The organism is Inhella crocodyli, assembly GCF_004004565.1.
GTDB lineage: Bacteria > Pseudomonadota > Gammaproteobacteria > Burkholderiales > Burkholderiaceae_C > Inhella > Inhella crocodyli.
Genome location: NZ_SACM01000015.1, coordinates 1 through 255, shown reverse-complemented (window position 1 = coordinate 255; position 255 = coordinate 1). Strand labels below are relative to the sequence as shown.

The window sequence follows — 255 nt, the reverse complement described above, 5'->3', positions numbered from 1 at the left end:
ACGACGCGGCCGTGGTCACGGGCGTGGCCACGGGCTCGGTCACCGAAGACGGCACGGTGCTGGCTTCGGGCACGCTGATCGTCTCGGACGTGGACAGCGCCACCACCGTGGTGCCCGGCTCGGTCGCAGGCACCTACGGGGATTTCACGATCAACGCCGCTGGCCAGTGGACCTACACGCTGCGCAATGGCGCGGCCAATGTCCAGGCCTTGACCAGCGCCGACCACCCCGTCGAGTCGTTCACGGTCACCACGG

General features: G+C 69.4%; 1 protein-coding gene. It reads left to right on the top strand.

Annotated elements, in window-relative coordinates; all coding sequences use genetic code 11:
* Window positions 1–255: VCBS domain-containing protein (locus EOD73_RS17495; protein WP_205702503.1), on the top strand; the 255-nt coding region annotated here is incomplete at both ends.